This is a genomic window from Bradyrhizobium sp. MI1.10 (assembly GCF_055811035.1).
Genome location: NZ_JBVVPN010000023.1, coordinates 1 through 14900, shown reverse-complemented (window position 1 = coordinate 14900; position 14900 = coordinate 1). Strand labels below are relative to the sequence as shown.

At 64.9% G+C, this 14900-nt stretch carries 17 protein-coding genes and 1 pseudogene; 14 read left to right on the top strand and 4 right to left on the bottom strand.

From position 1 onward, the window contains the following. Window positions 1–115 precede the first annotated feature (115 nt). Both AC0L3K_RS23555 and AC0L3K_RS23550 read right to left on the bottom strand, forming a co-directional pair. Entirely contained in the window at window positions 116–646 is a 531-nt protein-coding gene (locus tag AC0L3K_RS23555) for a DUF3617 domain-containing protein (protein WP_007596851.1), read from the bottom strand. 44 nt (window positions 647–690) lie between these two features. Continuing rightward, window positions 691–984, bottom strand: coding sequence for a hypothetical protein (locus AC0L3K_RS23550; RefSeq protein WP_007596852.1), 294 nt, complete (start codon window positions 982–984; stop codon window positions 691–693). Between the two features lie 182 nt (window positions 985–1166). Here AC0L3K_RS23550 and AC0L3K_RS23545 point away from each other — a divergent pair, with 182 nt between their 5' ends. From AC0L3K_RS23545 to AC0L3K_RS23530, 4 genes are all read left to right on the top strand, one after another. Further along, window positions 1167–1631, top strand: coding sequence for a hypothetical protein (locus AC0L3K_RS23545; protein WP_007596853.1), 465 nt, complete (start codon window positions 1167–1169; stop codon window positions 1629–1631). A gap of 120 nt (window positions 1632–1751) precedes the next feature. Next, window positions 1752–2444: a ribonuclease T2 family protein gene (locus tag AC0L3K_RS23540; protein ID WP_007596854.1), complete on the top strand. Its 693-nt coding sequence runs from the start codon at window positions 1752–1754 to the stop codon at window positions 2442–2444. 52 nt (window positions 2445–2496) lie between these two features. Further along, window positions 2497–3357 (top strand): 23S rRNA (adenine(2030)-N(6))-methyltransferase RlmJ, encoded by an 861-nt coding sequence (locus AC0L3K_RS23535; protein ID WP_219683631.1) that lies wholly within the window; start codon window positions 2497–2499, stop codon window positions 3355–3357. 249 nt (window positions 3358–3606) lie between these two features. Then, entirely contained in the window at window positions 3607–3822 is a 216-nt protein-coding gene (locus AC0L3K_RS23530) for a cold-shock protein (RefSeq protein ID WP_007614865.1), read from the top strand. 70 nt (window positions 3823–3892) lie between these two features. Here the strand turns inward: AC0L3K_RS23530 and AC0L3K_RS23525 are convergent, their stop codons facing one another. Continuing rightward, a complete protein-coding gene (locus AC0L3K_RS23525; RefSeq protein ID WP_456767743.1) occupies window positions 3893–4516 on the bottom strand; it encodes an outer membrane protein in 624 nt (207 codons plus the stop codon). Between the two features lie 251 nt (window positions 4517–4767). Here AC0L3K_RS23525 and uvrC point away from each other — a divergent pair, with 251 nt between their 5' ends. The 9 genes from uvrC to AC0L3K_RS23480 all read left to right on the top strand — a co-directional run bounded on the left by uvrC (window position 4768) and on the right by AC0L3K_RS23480 (window position 13551). Continuing rightward, window positions 4768–6837, top strand: coding sequence for an excinuclease ABC subunit UvrC (gene uvrC / locus AC0L3K_RS23520; RefSeq protein WP_473366997.1), 2070 nt, complete (start codon window positions 4768–4770; stop codon window positions 6835–6837). Window positions 6838–6935: 98 nt separating this feature from the next. Further along, window positions 6936–7553, top strand: a complete 618-nt coding sequence (gene pgsA, locus AC0L3K_RS23515; protein WP_007596859.1) for a CDP-diacylglycerol--glycerol-3-phosphate 3-phosphatidyltransferase — start codon at window positions 6936–6938, stop codon at window positions 7551–7553. Continuing rightward, window positions 7550–7801, top strand: coding sequence for a molybdopterin converting factor subunit 1 (gene moaD, locus AC0L3K_RS23510; protein WP_007596861.1), 252 nt, complete (start codon window positions 7550–7552; stop codon window positions 7799–7801). The genes pgsA and moaD overlap by 4 nt, the downstream gene beginning before the upstream one ends. A gap of 3 nt (window positions 7802–7804) precedes the next feature. Then, on the top strand, window positions 7805–8281 hold the full coding sequence (locus AC0L3K_RS23505) for a molybdenum cofactor biosynthesis protein MoaE (RefSeq protein WP_007596863.1): 477 nt from the start codon (window positions 7805–7807) through the stop codon (window positions 8279–8281). Then, the gene (gene prmB / locus AC0L3K_RS23500) at window positions 8281–9240 is read left to right on the top strand and encodes a 50S ribosomal protein L3 N(5)-glutamine methyltransferase (protein WP_473366996.1); all 960 of its coding nucleotides are present in this window, start codon (window positions 8281–8283) and stop codon (window positions 9238–9240) included. Before AC0L3K_RS23505 ends, prmB begins: the two co-directional genes overlap by 1 nt. Before the next feature lie 90 nt (window positions 9241–9330). Beyond that, complete coding sequence (locus tag AC0L3K_RS23495) at window positions 9331–9930, top strand: hypothetical protein (RefSeq protein ID WP_007596868.1); 600 nt, start codon at window positions 9331–9333, stop codon at window positions 9928–9930. A gap of 2 nt (window positions 9931–9932) precedes the next feature. Continuing rightward, window positions 9933–11063: a YihY/virulence factor BrkB family protein gene (locus AC0L3K_RS23490; RefSeq protein WP_007596871.1), complete on the top strand. Its 1131-nt coding sequence runs from the start codon at window positions 9933–9935 to the stop codon at window positions 11061–11063. 142 nt (window positions 11064–11205) lie between these two features. Continuing rightward, a complete protein-coding gene (locus AC0L3K_RS23485; RefSeq protein WP_473253546.1) occupies window positions 11206–12681 on the top strand; it encodes an EAL domain-containing protein in 1476 nt (491 codons plus the stop codon). Window positions 12682–12696: 15 nt separating this feature from the next. Next, a complete protein-coding gene (locus AC0L3K_RS23480; RefSeq protein ID WP_007596875.1) occupies window positions 12697–13551 on the top strand; it encodes a TIGR01459 family HAD-type hydrolase in 855 nt (284 codons plus the stop codon). 120 nt (window positions 13552–13671) lie between these two features. Here the strand turns inward: AC0L3K_RS23480 and AC0L3K_RS23475 are convergent, their stop codons facing one another. Then, a complete protein-coding gene (locus AC0L3K_RS23475) occupies window positions 13672–14067 on the bottom strand; it encodes a response regulator (RefSeq protein WP_007596883.1) in 396 nt (131 codons plus the stop codon). A gap of 230 nt (window positions 14068–14297) precedes the next feature. Between AC0L3K_RS23475 and AC0L3K_RS23470 the strand changes: the two are divergent. Beyond that, window positions 14298–14900: pseudogene (locus AC0L3K_RS23470) on the top strand (bifunctional riboflavin kinase/FAD synthetase); the annotation flags it as partial.

Here is a 14900-nt window from a genome sequence, read left to right as displayed (position 1 = left end):
GGGGCCCGCCCCGATACAACAACACCAAAACTCCCCCCCCGCGGACACCCCCCCCCCCCCGCCCGCGCCGCTCCGCGGCGAGCCACCCTCTCCCGCAAGGGGAGAGGGAAGAGTCTTACTTCGGCAACAGCGCTTTCAGCTTGTCCATGTCGCGCACGTTCATCTTGAAGCCGCCGGGCATCACGATGTCGCCGGGCTTCTGGTCCGGCTTGCAGGCCCCGAGCCATTTCGCTTCGAGCTGCAGGGTCGTGTCGCGGCCTGCTGCGCCGGCGGCGCCGCCTTGCGCGTGCGACGACGTCTTCACTGTATAGGCCGAATTGAAATCGCCGGTGATCTCGGCATGCGAGGTCGTGCTGATGCCGGCGACATTGCATTCGGAATCGCTGACATAGCCGGTCGCGGTCTTCTTGATGTCCTGCTTGGCGCAAATCTGCTTGGCCATCGGGGAGACGTTGTTGTTCATCTCCTTGTCGACGGTCTCGTCGGTGCAGTGCTGCATGGTCATCTCGGGCACCGGCGTGCCGGTCCTGACCATCTTCAACTCCCACAGGCCCGCCTTGCGCACCGGCAGGTCGTCAGCGCGGGCGCTGCCTGCCGACACGACGAGGCAAAGGGCGGAGCCGAGCAAAGCGAGTTTGCGCGTCATGTGGGAAGCTCCCGGCTGAGAGGTAGCGGCGCTGCGAAAGCGCCTCAGTAGAGCGTGCGGATCGGCTGGTCGGCCGCGCCATAGGGCACCCAGCGGCAGGAGAACGAGATGTAGCCGCCCTCATAGGCCTGCATCGCCAGGAATTTGGCGACCTTGCCGTAGCGCGCGCAGTGATCGACCGCGACCTGCCGCGCATCGACCTGGGTTGCCATCGAATAGGCGATGATACCGCCGGTGTCGTTGCCCTTGAACGGAGGCACCGGAAGCAGATCGGCGCGCGCCGACTGGCTCGCCATCATACCCAAGGCAAGTAGGCCCGCGGCCGCAATGATTCGCATTCCCGTCACTCCGATTGGTTGGCGGCAGTTTACGGTGCCGGCGCGGCGGTGGAAAGAACCGAAGACCCCTCTATTGCAGCATTGCGGTCAACTCGTCGGCAAGTGTTGCCGCGCTGCACTTGACCTCCCCCGGCCTTCACGGCACCGTCGGACCCTCGCAGATCATGCTGTCTGGATTGCCCATGCGCGCCTCGACCTTCCTGAAATCGCTCCGCTTTGCCGCCGTGCTCGGCCTCCTGTTTGGGGCGCTGTCGCTCGGTGAGGCCAGGGCCGCCAATCCGCTGGAGCTGAATTTCTGGCTGAGCGGGCCGCGCTATGACGGCAACGTCTCCGAATGCGACAGGGCGCTGCCGACGATCGCCAGCCAGTTCTGGGAGAAAGAAAGCTCGTTCTGGAATTCCTCGTTGAAGATCACCGGCTTCTCCGCCGTTCACGAGACCGCGTTCCGGCCCTGGGCGTCCGACAACATCCCGCGCCGCTATTGCACCGGCGAGGCTATGCTCACGGATGGCAAGCTGCGCAAGGTGCATTTCTCGATTGTCGAGGATGGCGGCTTCGCCGGCTACGGCCAGGGCGTCGAATGGTGTGTGGTCGGGCTCGACCGCAACTGGGCCTACAACCCGGCCTGCCGCGCCGCCAAACAATAATTGCAAAAGTTCTGATCCGGAGCGATCAGGCGGCCGAACGACGGTCGTCCGAATTTTGTTCTTGAAATGTTCTTACCGCCTGCTAGGCTCTTCTGCACAGTCTAGTTGAGGGGCGTCGCCATGTTTCATTCCAGATTGCATTTTTTCTCCCGCCTTATGATCTCGCTGACGCTTGCAGCCGGGCTGGCTGCGCTGGCCGGCGGTGCCAAGGCCCAGGACAAGCGGCAGAACACGCCCGGCGAATTCGATTTTTATGTGCTGTCGCTGTCGTGGTCGCCCTCCTTCTGCGAGGAGGCGGCGGAGCGCGGCGGCCGCTCGCAGACCCAGTGCAGCGGACGGCCCTACGCTTTCGTGGTGCATGGTCTGTGGCCGCAATATGAGAACGGTTTTCCGGAATATTGCCAGCGGCCGTCGCCGCGGCTGAACCGCAGCATCGTCTCCTCCATGCTCGATCTGATGCCGGCGCCGGGTCTGATCTTCAACGAATGGGACAAGCACGGCACCTGCTCGGGGCTCGCCGACCGCAGCTATTTCGAAACGATCCGGAAGGCGCGCGCCGCGATCAAGATTCCGGCTGAATATCTCGATCTGTCGCAGGCCAAGACCGTGGCGCCGGCGGAGGTGGAAGAGGCCTTCATCAAGGCCAATCCGGGCCTCAGCAATGCCGCCGTCTCGATCACCTGCAACCGGACGCGGCTATCGGAAGTCCGCATCTGCCTCAGCAAGGACCTGCAATTCCGCGCCTGCGAGGAGATCGACCGCCGCGCCTGCCGCCGCGACCAGGTGGCGATGCCGCCGATCCGGGGTGGGTAGCCCAGGCATCGTGCCTCTTTGCTCAAGCCGCCACGTGGCGTAGTGCTCTTGCATGAATTACCGCCACGCCTTCCATGCCGGCAACTTCGCCGATGTCATCAAGCACATCGTGCTGGCGCGCATCATCACCTATCTCCAGGACAAGCCGGGCGCGTTCCGCGTCATCGACACCCATGCCGGCGCCGGCCTCTACGATCTCGAAAGCGACGAGGCGCGCCGCGGCGGCGAGTGGCTGACGGGCATTGCGCGGCTGATGCAGGCGCGGCTGTCGAACGACGCCATGGCACTGACCAAGCCCTATCTCGACATCGTCCGCGCCTTCAATCCGAAAGGCGAGCTCAAGGCCTATCCGGGCTCGCCGCTGATCGCGCGCGCCCTGATGCGGCCGCAGGATCGCCTCGTCGCCTGCGAACTCGAGCCGAAGGCGCGGAAAGCGCTGATCGGCGTGCTGCGCCATGACGAGCAGGCCCGCGTGGTCGACCTCGACGGCTGGATGGCGTTGCCGGCTTTCGTGCCGCCAAAGGAACGGCGCGGGATCGTCCTGATCGACCCGCCGTTCGAGGCAAAGGACGAGTTCGAAAAGCTCGGCGAGGCCTTCTCGACGGCTTTCGCGAAATGGCCGACCGGTATCTATGTAATCTGGTATCCCGCCAAGAGCCGGCGCGCCACCGACGCGCTGGTGCAATCAGTGGCGCGGCTCGCAGCCGCAGCAAAACCGCCGGGAAAATGCCTGCGCCTCGAATTCAGCGTGGCGCCGCAGGCCGACGGTGCAACTCTCACCTCCACCGGGCTCTTGATCGTCAATCCCCCTTACACGCTGCAGGGCGAGCTCAAGACGATCCTGCCCGAGCTGGAAATGCCGCTCGGCCAGGGTGGCGCTGCCAGATTCCGATTAGAGGTGCCGAGACCGTAACACTCCGGCATCTTGGGAAAAATATGCAGGAGCGGTGGTCAATCTGCGGAGAACCGTATTATGCTGTTTCCGTGACTGGCTTTACGTTCCGCTTCCGCGAATGGTTGCGGCGGAGTGAAGGCCTAAGAAAGATCCAGTCGGACCAAATGGTCTGCCCAAGGATGGCCAGCTCCCGGGCTTCGTAAGGCCCGGTCATGTCGTGACGTGCGTCTGCGTCACGACGGAGGAGCAATGAGGGGGAGTTTCCCGATGGCCATGACGGGAACGGTCAAGTTTTTCAACGGTGAGCGCGGCTACGGATTCATCAAGCCGGACGACGGGGGCCGCGACGTCTTCGTGCATATTACTGCTGTGGAGCGGGCCGGACTGAAGGACCTTGCCGAAGGACAGCGTATTACTTTCGAAGTCGAACCGGACAAGAAGGGCAAGGGGCCGAAGGCGGTCGATTTGGTCATCCTTCCCTAGCGAGCCTGGCGTAAAAAAAATCCCGGCCGCAAGCGGCCGGGAGGTTGGTCCGGTATTTTCTTCTTAGCTATCAGAAGTGATAGTTCACGCCTGCGCGCACAACGCTGGCGCTATAGCCGTTTGACACGCCCGTAATCGCGAACTGACTCGTCGACAGATCGATATAGAGATATTCGAGCTTGGCGCTCCAGTTCGGCGCGAACCCAACTTCCGCGCCGGCACCGATGGTCCAGCCGGCGCTGGTGTGCGACTCGGTCCAGCCGAACGTCTGCGCGCGCAGCTCGCCGAAGGCGAGGCCCGCCGTGCCGTAGAACAGCACGTTGCTGAAGGCGTAGCCGGCGCGGCCGCGCAGGGTACCGAACCACGGATTGGAGAACTTCCACGGCGCGAAGGTGTCGTCGGCACCGGCGGCCTGGATGTCGCCCTCGACACCGAACACCCAAGGGCCGGTCTGGAAATTGTAGCCGGCCTGAACGCCGCCGACGAAGCCTGACGGTTTTGCGGGATTGTTGTTCACCGAACCCCATTCGTAGCCGAGATTGGCACCGAGATACGGACCGGCCCAGCTATAAGCATTGAGCGGCTGATTGACCGTGTAGGGCGCACGCTGCCCGTAATTGAGATCGGCGGCCTCTGCCGAAGCCGTCCAGCCGACTGCAGCCAACGCGGCTGCGCCCACAACGAGCCCCTTCATCACACACTCCAACGCAACTGCCGCCACCGGTGCGATGCCTGCGCCGCCGCGCGAGGGCAAAACCGCATGGTTACGGAACCACCACTTTTTCGCGTAAGATTTATCGAGAGTTTTAAGTTAAAGGCCTGTTAAGTCGGGTTACCGGGCTGTTAACAGGCTTAAGCAAGCGTTACCGGGAACTGCGCCGCCATCCTGTGCGTGCCGCACGGCCCGAACTTCAAATCGGCACCCGCAGCGCCTAAATTCGCACCATGGTTCACGATTCCACCGACAATCCGGACGACGCACGCACGCGCAAACCCGTGCGCGGCAACGCACCCGATGTCCCGGCCCAGGAAACCGAAGCGGCGCCGCCCGACCTCGATCCCGCCGCAGCGAACGGGGAAGACGAGGACGACGCACGGCTGCCGGACATCCTGGAAGAGAGCGGCACCGTCGGCGAAGAGCCGCTGGCGACCGGCCACGAGGCGATCGAACGCGCGGTCCGCCTCGCTCCCACCTCGCCCGGCGTCTACCGCATGCTCAATGCGAATGCCGACGTGCTCTATGTCGGCAAGGCCAAGAACGTCAAAAAGCGCCTGTCGAACTATGCGCGCCAGAGTGCGCCGCAGCCGGCCCGCATCCTGCGCATGATCGCCGCTACAGTTACCGTGGAAATCATCTCGACCCACACCGAGACTGAAGCACTGCTGCTGGAGGCCAACCTCATCAAGCAGCTTCGGCCGCGCTTCAACGTGCAGCTGCGCGACGACAAGTCGTTTCCCTACATCCTGATCACGGGCGACCATTGGGCGCCTCAGATCCTGAAGCATCGCGGCGCGCAGACGCGGCCCGGTCGCTATTTCGGCCCGTTCGCCTCTGCCGGCGCCGTCAACCGCACCATCACCGCGCTTCAGCGCGCGTTCCTGATCCGCTCCTGCACGGATTCCTTCTTTGAGAGCCGCTCGCGGCCCTGCCTGCTCTACCAGATCCGCCGTTGCGCCGGCCCCTGCACCCGCGAGATCGACTTCCCCGGCTACACGACCCTGGTGCGCGAGGCGAGCGACTTCCTGTCCGGCAGGAGCCATGCGGTGAAACAGGAGCTTGCCGCCGAGATGGAGAAGGCCTCCGGCGAGCTCGAATTCGAGAGCGCCGCGCTCTACCGCGACCGCCTCGCTGCGTTGTCCGCGATCCAGTCGCAGCAGGGCATCAATCCGCGCACGGTGGAAGAAGCCGACGTCTTCGCCATCCACCAGGAGGGCGGCTTCTCATGCGTCGAGGTGTTCTTCTTCCGCACCGGGCAGAACTGGGGCAACCGCGCCTATTTCCCGCGCGCGGAGAAGACGTATACGCCGGAAGAGGTGCTCGGCTCCTTCCTCGCCCAGTTCTACGACGACAAGCCGCCGCCGAGGAATATCCTGCTCTCGCACGAGATCGAGGAGAGCGAGCTGCTCGGCAACGCGCTGTCGATCAAGGCCGGCCGCAAGGTCGAGGTGTCCACGCCGAAGCGCGGCGAGAAGAAGGAGCTCGTCACTCACGCGCTCACCAACGCGCGCGAGGCCCTGGGCCGCAAGCTCGCGGACACCGCGACGCAGAGCCGTCTGCTCGACGCCATGGCCACGACCCTGAACCTGACGCATGCGCCGAAGCGGATCGAAGTCTACGACAACAGCCACATCCAGGGCACCAACGCGGTCGGCGCCATGATCGTCGCCGGCCCAGACGGTTTTGTGAAAAACCAGTACCGCAAGTTCAACATCAAGTCGGAAGGGATCACGCCGGGCGACGACTTCGCCATGATGCGCGAAGTGCTGGAGCGCCGCTTCAAGCGCCTGATCAACCCGCCCGAAGAGGGCGCGGCCAAAACCAAGGACGACGACTTCCCGCAATGGCCCGATCTCGTGATCATCGACGGCGGCCGCGGCCAGCTCAACGCGGTCCGGGAAATCTTTGCAAATCTCGGCCTGACCCAGGTGGCGCTGATGTCGGTGGCCAAGGGGCCGGACCGGGATGCCGGCCGCGAGACCCTGTTCATGCCGGAGCGCGAGGCGATCAAGCTGGAGCCGCGCGACCCCGTGCTCTATTTCATCCAGCGGCTGCGGGACGAGGCGCACCGCTTCGTCATCGGTTCGCACCGCAAGCTGCGCAAGAAGGACATCCGCGAGGCCGGCTTGCAGGAGATTCCGGGCATCGGTCCGTCACGCAAACGTGCCTTGCTGCACCATTTCGGAACCCTGAAGGAGATCGAACGGGCTTCGATCACCGATCTCGGCAAGGTTCCGGGGGTGAGCGCCGAGAGCGCTCGCAGGATTTTCGAGTATTTCCATCCCCAGCCGGGGTGAAATAAAGGGGGGTCGCGGTCATATGGTCGTCGCATCCCGCACCCCATTTGGGGAGCGGAACGGTTGACCTTCAGGCTGCAGCGGTATTGGTAGGACGGATGAACATCGCCACGACACGAGGGACCACCAGCCGCGCGATGTCCCTCCCGAACATCCTGACCTACGGCCGGATCGCCGCGATCCCGGTCGTGGTCGGGTGCATCTACGCACAGTCGATCATGGACGGTCCGCTGTGGCTGCGCTGGGTTGCGGTCGCCATTTTCATCGCGGCTGCGGTCACCGATTACCTCGACGGCTATTACGCGCGAATCTGGAATCAGCAATCGGCGTTCGGCCGCATGCTCGATCCGATCGCCGACAAACTTCTGGTCGCCTCGTGCCTGCTGATGCTGGCCGCCGACGGCATCATTCACGGCTGGTCGCTGTGGGCCGCCATCGTGATCCTGTGCCGCGAGATCCTGGTCTCGGGCCTGCGCGAATATCTTGCCGCGCTGCGCGTCAGCGTGCCCGTGACCAAGCTTGCGAAGTGGAAGACGACGGTTCAGCTCATCGCCATCGGCTTCCTGCTGGCTGGTCCGGCCGGCGATGAGGTGGTGCCCATGGTCTCGATGATCGGGCTGGCGCTGCTCTGGGCCTCGGCGATCCTCACCATGTACACGGGCTATGACTATTTCGGCGCTGGCATCCATCACCTCATCAAGGAGGATGAGGGATGAAGGTGAAGTACTTCGCCTGGGTGCGCGAGCGCGTCGGCAAGGCCGAGGAGACCATCGAGCCGCCCGCAACCGTGCGCACCGTGGAAGAGCTGATCGCCTGGCTGTCCGGCCAAAGCGAAGCCTACGCCTACGCCTTCGAGAAGCCGAAGGTGATCCGCGCCGCGATCGACCATGCCCACGTCAAGTCGGACGCCGCGATCGCGGGCGCTCGCGAGATCGCGTTCTTCCCGCCGATGACCGGCGGCTAGGCCATGCCCGTCGCCACCTGCCCCGTCACCATCCGTATCCAGCAAGACGATTTCGACATCGCGCGCGAGATCGCGGTCCTGACCGGGAACCGCACCGACATCGGTGCGGTCGTGAGCTTTTCCGGCATCTGCCGCGGCGACGAGGACAGCGCGAAGATCGCCGCACTCTCGCTCGAGCATTATCCCGGCATGGCCGAGGAAGAGATCAGGCGCCATGCCGACGAGGCCACCTCGCGCTGGCCTCTCAACGGCGTCACGGTGATCCATCGCGTCGGCCGTTTCATGCCCGGCCAGAACATCGTGCTGGTGCTGACCGCCTCGCAGCACCGCCAGGCCGCGTTCCAGGCAGCCGAGTTCCTGATGGATTATCTCAAGACCAACGCGCCGTTCTGGAAGAAGGAAGAGAGCGCCACCGGCACCGGCTGGGTCGAGGCCCAGGCTCGCGACGACGAAGCGACCGCACGCTGGACCCGATCCTGATGGCAACAACGACCAAAAAGAGCGTGCGCGGCCGCGCCGCGCCAAAGCTCGCGAAAGTGGGCCGCGGCGAGCTTCTCACGCCGATCGATTTTGTCCGCTATGCGGTGAGCCGCTTCAATGAGGCCAAGCTTGCCTTTGCCCATGGCACGCCCGATCCGGTCGCGGAAGCGGCCTTCCTGGTCTGTGAAGCCCTGCATCTGCATCCCGAGCAGTTCGAGATTTTTGCCAACGCGCGCGTCACGGCCGCCGAGGGCAGGATCATCATCGATCTCATTCATCAGCGCGTCACCACGCGCAAACCGGCCGCCTATCTCGTCAACAAGATCTACATGCGCGGCCTGCCGTTCTATGTCGACGAGCGCGTCATCGTTCCCCGCTCCTTCATCGGCGAGCTCTTGGAGTCGCATTTCGGCGGCGACGGCGAAGCCGGCTCGCTGATCGACGATCCCAGCGCCGTCGAGCGCGTGCTCGATCTCTGCACGGGATCGGGATGCCTCGCGATCCTCGCCGCGCATCATTTTCCGAACGCCACGATCGACGCCGTCGATATCTCCAAGGGCGCGATCGACGTCGCCAGACGGAATGTCGGCGAATACGGGCTCGATGACCGGATCAGCCTGCATCGCGGCGACCTGTTCGCCCCGCTCGGTGACACCAAATACGACCTGATCATCACCAACCCGCCTTATGTCGATGCCGAAGGCATGGCGGCGCTGCCGCCGGAGTGCCGGGCCGAGCCGAAGCTCGCCTTTGACGGCGGCGCCGACGGTCTCGACGTGGTGCGCCGGATCCTGCGCGACGCGCCCGACCACCTGACGCCGGATGGCGGGCTGATCTGCGAGATCGGACGCGGCCGCGAACTGGTCGACGAGGCCTTTCCTGAATTACCGCTGCTCTGGCTCGACACCGAGGACTCAGAGGGCGAAGTGTTCTGGATCGCGGCCGCCGATCTCGGCTGATCCATCACGGCGGGCAGACCTCGTCGGAACAAGTCAAATACCGCCACGTTCATCCCCCGACGAATTTTCTCGCACTCGGAGGATAACCGCATGCTTGCGCCATCGGGCGAATTGCTGCGCGCCGGCGTCGCGCTCAAGCTCAACCATCTCAAGCGCGCTGCCCAGTCCTATGCCCGTGACCGGAGCAACCAGGCCACGGGCCGCATGACGTCGTATGCGGCTGCGGCCGGACTGCTCGCGGTTGCGGGCTTGTTTGTCGTCGCAGCCTTCTTCGTCGGCCTAATTGCCCTGTACCGCTGGATTGCAATCCATTACGGGCAATTCTGGGGGTTCGGCGCCGTCGGCGGCGTGCTCCTGGTCCTGGCCGCCGCCTGCGCCGGCGTGGCCATGGCCCAGATGAAGCGCAAGACCAAGCCGATCGTGCCGCTTGCCAGCCGCCTGCGCGTGGCTATCGCCACCCCGCGCATCCCGCGCGGAACGGTGAAGGAGGCGGTGAAGGAGGTCGCGACCACAATTCCCCTGGCGCCGCTCGCGCCGGGCGAACGCGGACATGAAGGAGGACATGGCGGCAGCACGTGGCCGGCTCGGTCCAACCGGCCCGTGCAACTCGGGCTGATGCTCGCGGCCGTTGGGCTGGTCGGGCTCACGGCAGCGCGCCGGCGGCGTCACGGCCACCGAGCGGATACCTAAAAATGCGTATGCGGCGCGCCGAGCAATTCGACCGCTGGCTGTTAGTGGCAGCCACGACCGTGTTCGTGCTCACCGCGGAACGGTATTTCCAGGATTCTGGCCTGGTCAGGGCGGGACCTCCGCAAGACCACCGCAACGGCGAGGCGAATTCGCCGGAAACGAGCCCGACGGGCGCAGCCTCGCAGCCCGGCCGCGGCCGCCGCGCGAAAAGCCCGTTCGCAATCCCGTGGGCAGGCTGGAAGGACATCCTCTGGCGCACCTATCAGCGCATCGACGAGGATCGCCTGCTCGCGACCGCCGGTGGCGTCGTCTTTTTCGGGCTGCTCGCGATTTTTCCCGCCATCACAGCTCTGGTTTCATTCTATGGCCTGTTCGCCGATCCCTCGACAATCAGTTCCAACCTGCAATCGCTCGCGATGATGCTGCCCGAGGGTGCGTTCCAGATCGTCGAGGACCAGGTGGCGCGCGTCGTGTCGCACGGCGGTGCGACGCTTGGTGTCACCTTCCTGTTTGGCCTCGTGCTCGCGATCTGGAGCGCCAATGCCGGCGTCAAAGCCATCTTCGATGCCCTCAACGTCGCCTATGAGGAGCGTGAAAAGCGCAGCTTCATCCGGCTGAACACGGTCTCGCTGGCCTTCACGGTCGGTGGCATCGTTGCCCTGCTGCTGATGGTGGGCGCCGTCGTCGCCTTCCCGCTCGCGCTCAACCACCTCGGCATGGCGCCCGAAAGCAAGCTGATCGTGGCGCTGGCGCGATGGCCGGTGCTGTTCGTCATTCTCCTTGCGGCGCTCGCCGTCCTCTACCGCTTCGCGCCCAGCCGCGATGCCCCGCGCTGGCAATGGCTGAGCCTCGGCGCGGTGGCGGCCGCGATCCTCTGGATCGCCGGCTCGGCGCTGCTGTCCTGGTACCTTTCGGAGTTCGCCAATTACAATGCGACCTACGGTTCGCTCGGCGCTGCGATCGGCTTGATGATGTGGATGTGGATGTCGGCGATCGTCATCATGTTTGGGGCCGAGCTGAATTCGGAGATCGAACGGCAGACCCTGCGCGACACGACCACCGGGGCACCCAAGCCGCTTGGCACCCGCGAGGCCGTCTCGGCCGACACGGTCGGCGCTGCGGCGCCATCCTGACTCCGCGATTGGGTCGCTATCCCCTCGAATCAACAATGATGTTAAGCTCATGCCGCTTGGGGGAGCATGCGGCGTGACGGGTTCGAGACGCCACCCGTGTTTTCCCGGTCAGGCAGTCAGCTCTTGAGGCGTAACGCGCGGCATGATTCGTATTTCGACGATCTTCATCGCCATCTGCATGGTTCTGGTCGCGGCCTCGCTCGGGCTCGTGCTCTACGCGGTCGCCGGCATCAGCGGAACCGAATCCGCGATCGTGGCGCTAACGGCGCTGACCTTCCTGATCCTCTACAATGCAGTGTCGATGCGGTTGCGCGACCGCAGCGACGTCGGCGGCCAGATCGCCGACCTTTCGCGCGGCACCGCCGATCTCGCCCGCCAGGTCGCCGAGTTCGGCCGCCGGCTTGCCACGATCGAAGCACGCATCGCCTCCTCCAATTCGGCCAACTCAGACCGCATTCAGGCGGTGGTCGGCGAGATCAACGAGCTCGGCGGATTGGTCAGGCAGCTCGCCACCACCGTCTCGGCTCATGAGGATCTGATGGCCGGCAACGCGCCGCTCCCGGCCCCAGCTCCGGTCGCAAGGCAGGAGCAGGACGCGTCGCTCGACCTGATGGCCCCGTTCGAAGAGGAGCGGTCGGCTGCCCCTCCCCCGGCACCCGCGCCGACGCCACGGCCGGCGGCACCGGCGATCCAGACCCAGAGCGCCAATCCGGTTCAGACCGCCAACGGCCGCAACCAGACCCAATTGCTGGCGACGCTCCGCAACGCGATCGACGAGAACCGCATCGACATCTTCCTCCAGCCGATGGTGACGCTGCCGCAGCGCAAGGTCCGCTTCTACGAGGCCGTGACGCGCCTGCGCGACGAGCGTGACCAGCTGGTCGCGGCCGAGGAGTTCATCAGCATTGCGGAGGCCTCCGGCCTGATCGGGCGCATCGACAACATGGTGATGCTGCGCTGCGTGCAGGTGCTGCGACGCCTGATGGTACGCAACAAGGAGGTCGGCGTGTTCTGCAACGTCGCGGCTTCCACGCTCGGCAATTCCACGACCTTCGCGCAATACCTCGATTTCCTCGAGGCCAACCGGGCGCTGGCGCCCTCGCTGGTGCTGGAATTCAAGCAATCGACCTTCCGCAATCTCGGCCTGGCCGAGACCGAGAATCTCGCCGCGCTCGCCCAGCGTGGCTTCCGTTTCTCGATCGACCATGTCACCGATTTGCGGATCGAACCGCGCGAGCTCGCCGATCGCGGCGTGCGCTTCATCAAGGTGCCGGCCTCGCTCCTGCTCGACCCCAGGCAGGCTTCGACCTCGGACATCCACCCGTCCGACCTCTCCGACCTGCTCGGCCGCTTCGGCATCGATCTGATCGCCGAGCGGATCGAGGGCGAGCGCGCCGTGATCGACCTGCTCGATTATGACGTGCGGTTCGGCCAGGGGTTCCTGTTCGCGCCGCCCCGGCCATTGCGGCCGGAGGGGTCATCTGCTACCGCCGCGCCGAACCAGGCACAGGACACTCAGGGATCCAATGGCTCCGGCATACCCAGCTCGGGCGCGACATCGGCTGCGTCTGCGCCACAGCGCGTCACCGGCAACGCCGCGCTCGCGCGCCGCATCTGATCGGCCGCACGCATCATGACCACGCTGCATTTCGCTGAAAGCCTGCGTGAACTCGTGGCGGGCGTGGACGTCGTGCTCAGCGACATCTGGGGCGTGGTCCATAACGGCCTCGAATCCTTCCCCGAAGCCTGCGACGCGCTGCACACCTATCGCAGCCGCGGCGGTACGGTCATCCTGATCACCAACGCGCCGCGCCCGGCCGACTCCGTGCAGCGTCAATTGCGCAAGCTCGGCGTCGCCGACGAGACCTACGACGCGATCGTGTCGTCAGGCGACCTGACGCGGCTCTATGTCGCCGACCATCCCGGCCGCAAGATGTTCTGGCTCGGCCCCGAGCGCGACAACTCGATCTATCGCGGCCTCGATGCGGTGACCGCGCCGCTGGAGGAGGCAGACTACATCGTCTGCACCGGTCTCTATGACGACGAGACCGAGACGGCGGAAGACTATCGCGGCATGATGCTGAAGGCGCGCGAGCGCAAGCTGACGCTGGTTTGTGCCAACCCCGACATCGTGGTGGAACGCGGCGACCGCCTGATCTATTGCGCCGGCGCGATCGCGGAGCTCTATCGCGAGCTCGGCGGCGAGGTGATCTTCTACGGCAAGCCGCACCGGCCGATCTACGAGCGCGCGATGGCGCTCGCCGGCGAACGCCAGGGCCACCAGATCGACCGCAAAAAGGTGCTCGCGATCGGCGATTCCGTCCGGACCGACCTCACCGGCGCGCGCGAGTTCGGCATCGATTGCCTATTCGTGACCCGCGGCATCCATGCCGAGGAGTTCGAGGGTCTCGACCAGCTCGACCCGGCTTCGGTGCTGGAATTGTTCGGCCATCCGCCAAAGGCGCTGATGCGCGAACTGAAGTGGTAGCGAGTTGATCGTCATTCCGGCTTGATATCGGGCATCGATTCCAGAACGACGAACCAGACGCAGAAAGCCCGGGACAACCGCCCGGGCCTTCCGAATTCAACCGATGGCTTCGAGCGCGCCTTACGCGCTCGCCATGTCCGGGAAGACCGCCTCGATCTTGGTCTTCAGCGTCGCCGCGTTGAACGGCTTGACGATGTAGTTGTTCACGCCGGCCTTCTTGGCCGCGATCACGTTCTCGGTCTTTGATTCGGCCGTGATCATGATGAAGGGCGTGGTGGCGAGGTTCGGATCCGCGCGCACTTCGCGCAGCAGGTCGTAACCCGTCATCGGCTCCATGTTCCAGTCGGAAATCACGAGACCGTACTTCTTGCCACGCATCTTGTTCAGCGCTGCCGAACCGTCGCTTGCATCATCGATATTCTCGAAGCCAAGCTGCTTCAGGAGGTTCCTGATGATACGGATCATGGTGCTGTAGTCGTCAACCACCAGAACCGACATCGACAAATCAACCGCCATCTCGACTCCCCCAACGCAAACCCAGGAAATATTACGATCGGACCTGCCGGGCCGGAGCCCCGCGGTTCCACGCTCCAAGGACTAGCACCAAGGCGTTAAACAGCGCGTTAACTGGGAACGCCCCCGGTGGACTGAAATCACCTTCGATGCGGCCGCCCCCCCCCGCTTGACTTCATCCGGCCCGTCGCGCCACGGTCCCGGCCGGTCCCGCCGGTTCGAGAATTCCCCTGATGGCTCCGCATTTTACCGTTATCCGCGACACCACGCCGGACTCCGCCATTGCAAGGGGGGCCGTGGTCGCCATGGGCAATTTCGACGGCGTTCATCTCGGCCATCGCGCCGTGATCGCCGCAGCCCTGGAAATGGGCAGGATCCATGGCCGCCCTGCGCTGGCATTGACCTTCGAGCCGCATCCGCGGCGGTTTTTCAGCCCCAACACCCCGCAATTCCGCCTGACGGACGAGCGTGCCAAGCTGCGGCTTCTGGCCGGCACCGGACTTGACGGCGCCGTGGTCATGACCTTCGACAAGTCCCGCGCCGGGACCAGCGCGCAAGATTTCATTCACCATGACCTGATCGGGCGCCTTGGCATCGGCGGAATCGCAGTCGGCTACGACTTCCACTTCGGCAAGGGTCGCGTCGGCTCGCCGAGCCTCCTCGTCAGCGAGGCGCCCCGGCTCGGCATCGAGGTCGACGTGCAGCCGCATGTCGACATCGACGAGCGGCCGGTCTCGTCCAGGGCGGGCCGGCCCGCGCGCGCAGGCTCCCAGAACGCCCGCGCCCCGCCCCCCCGCGGGGCGCCCCGGGGCGGGACAGCCGCGGGCGGCCCCCAG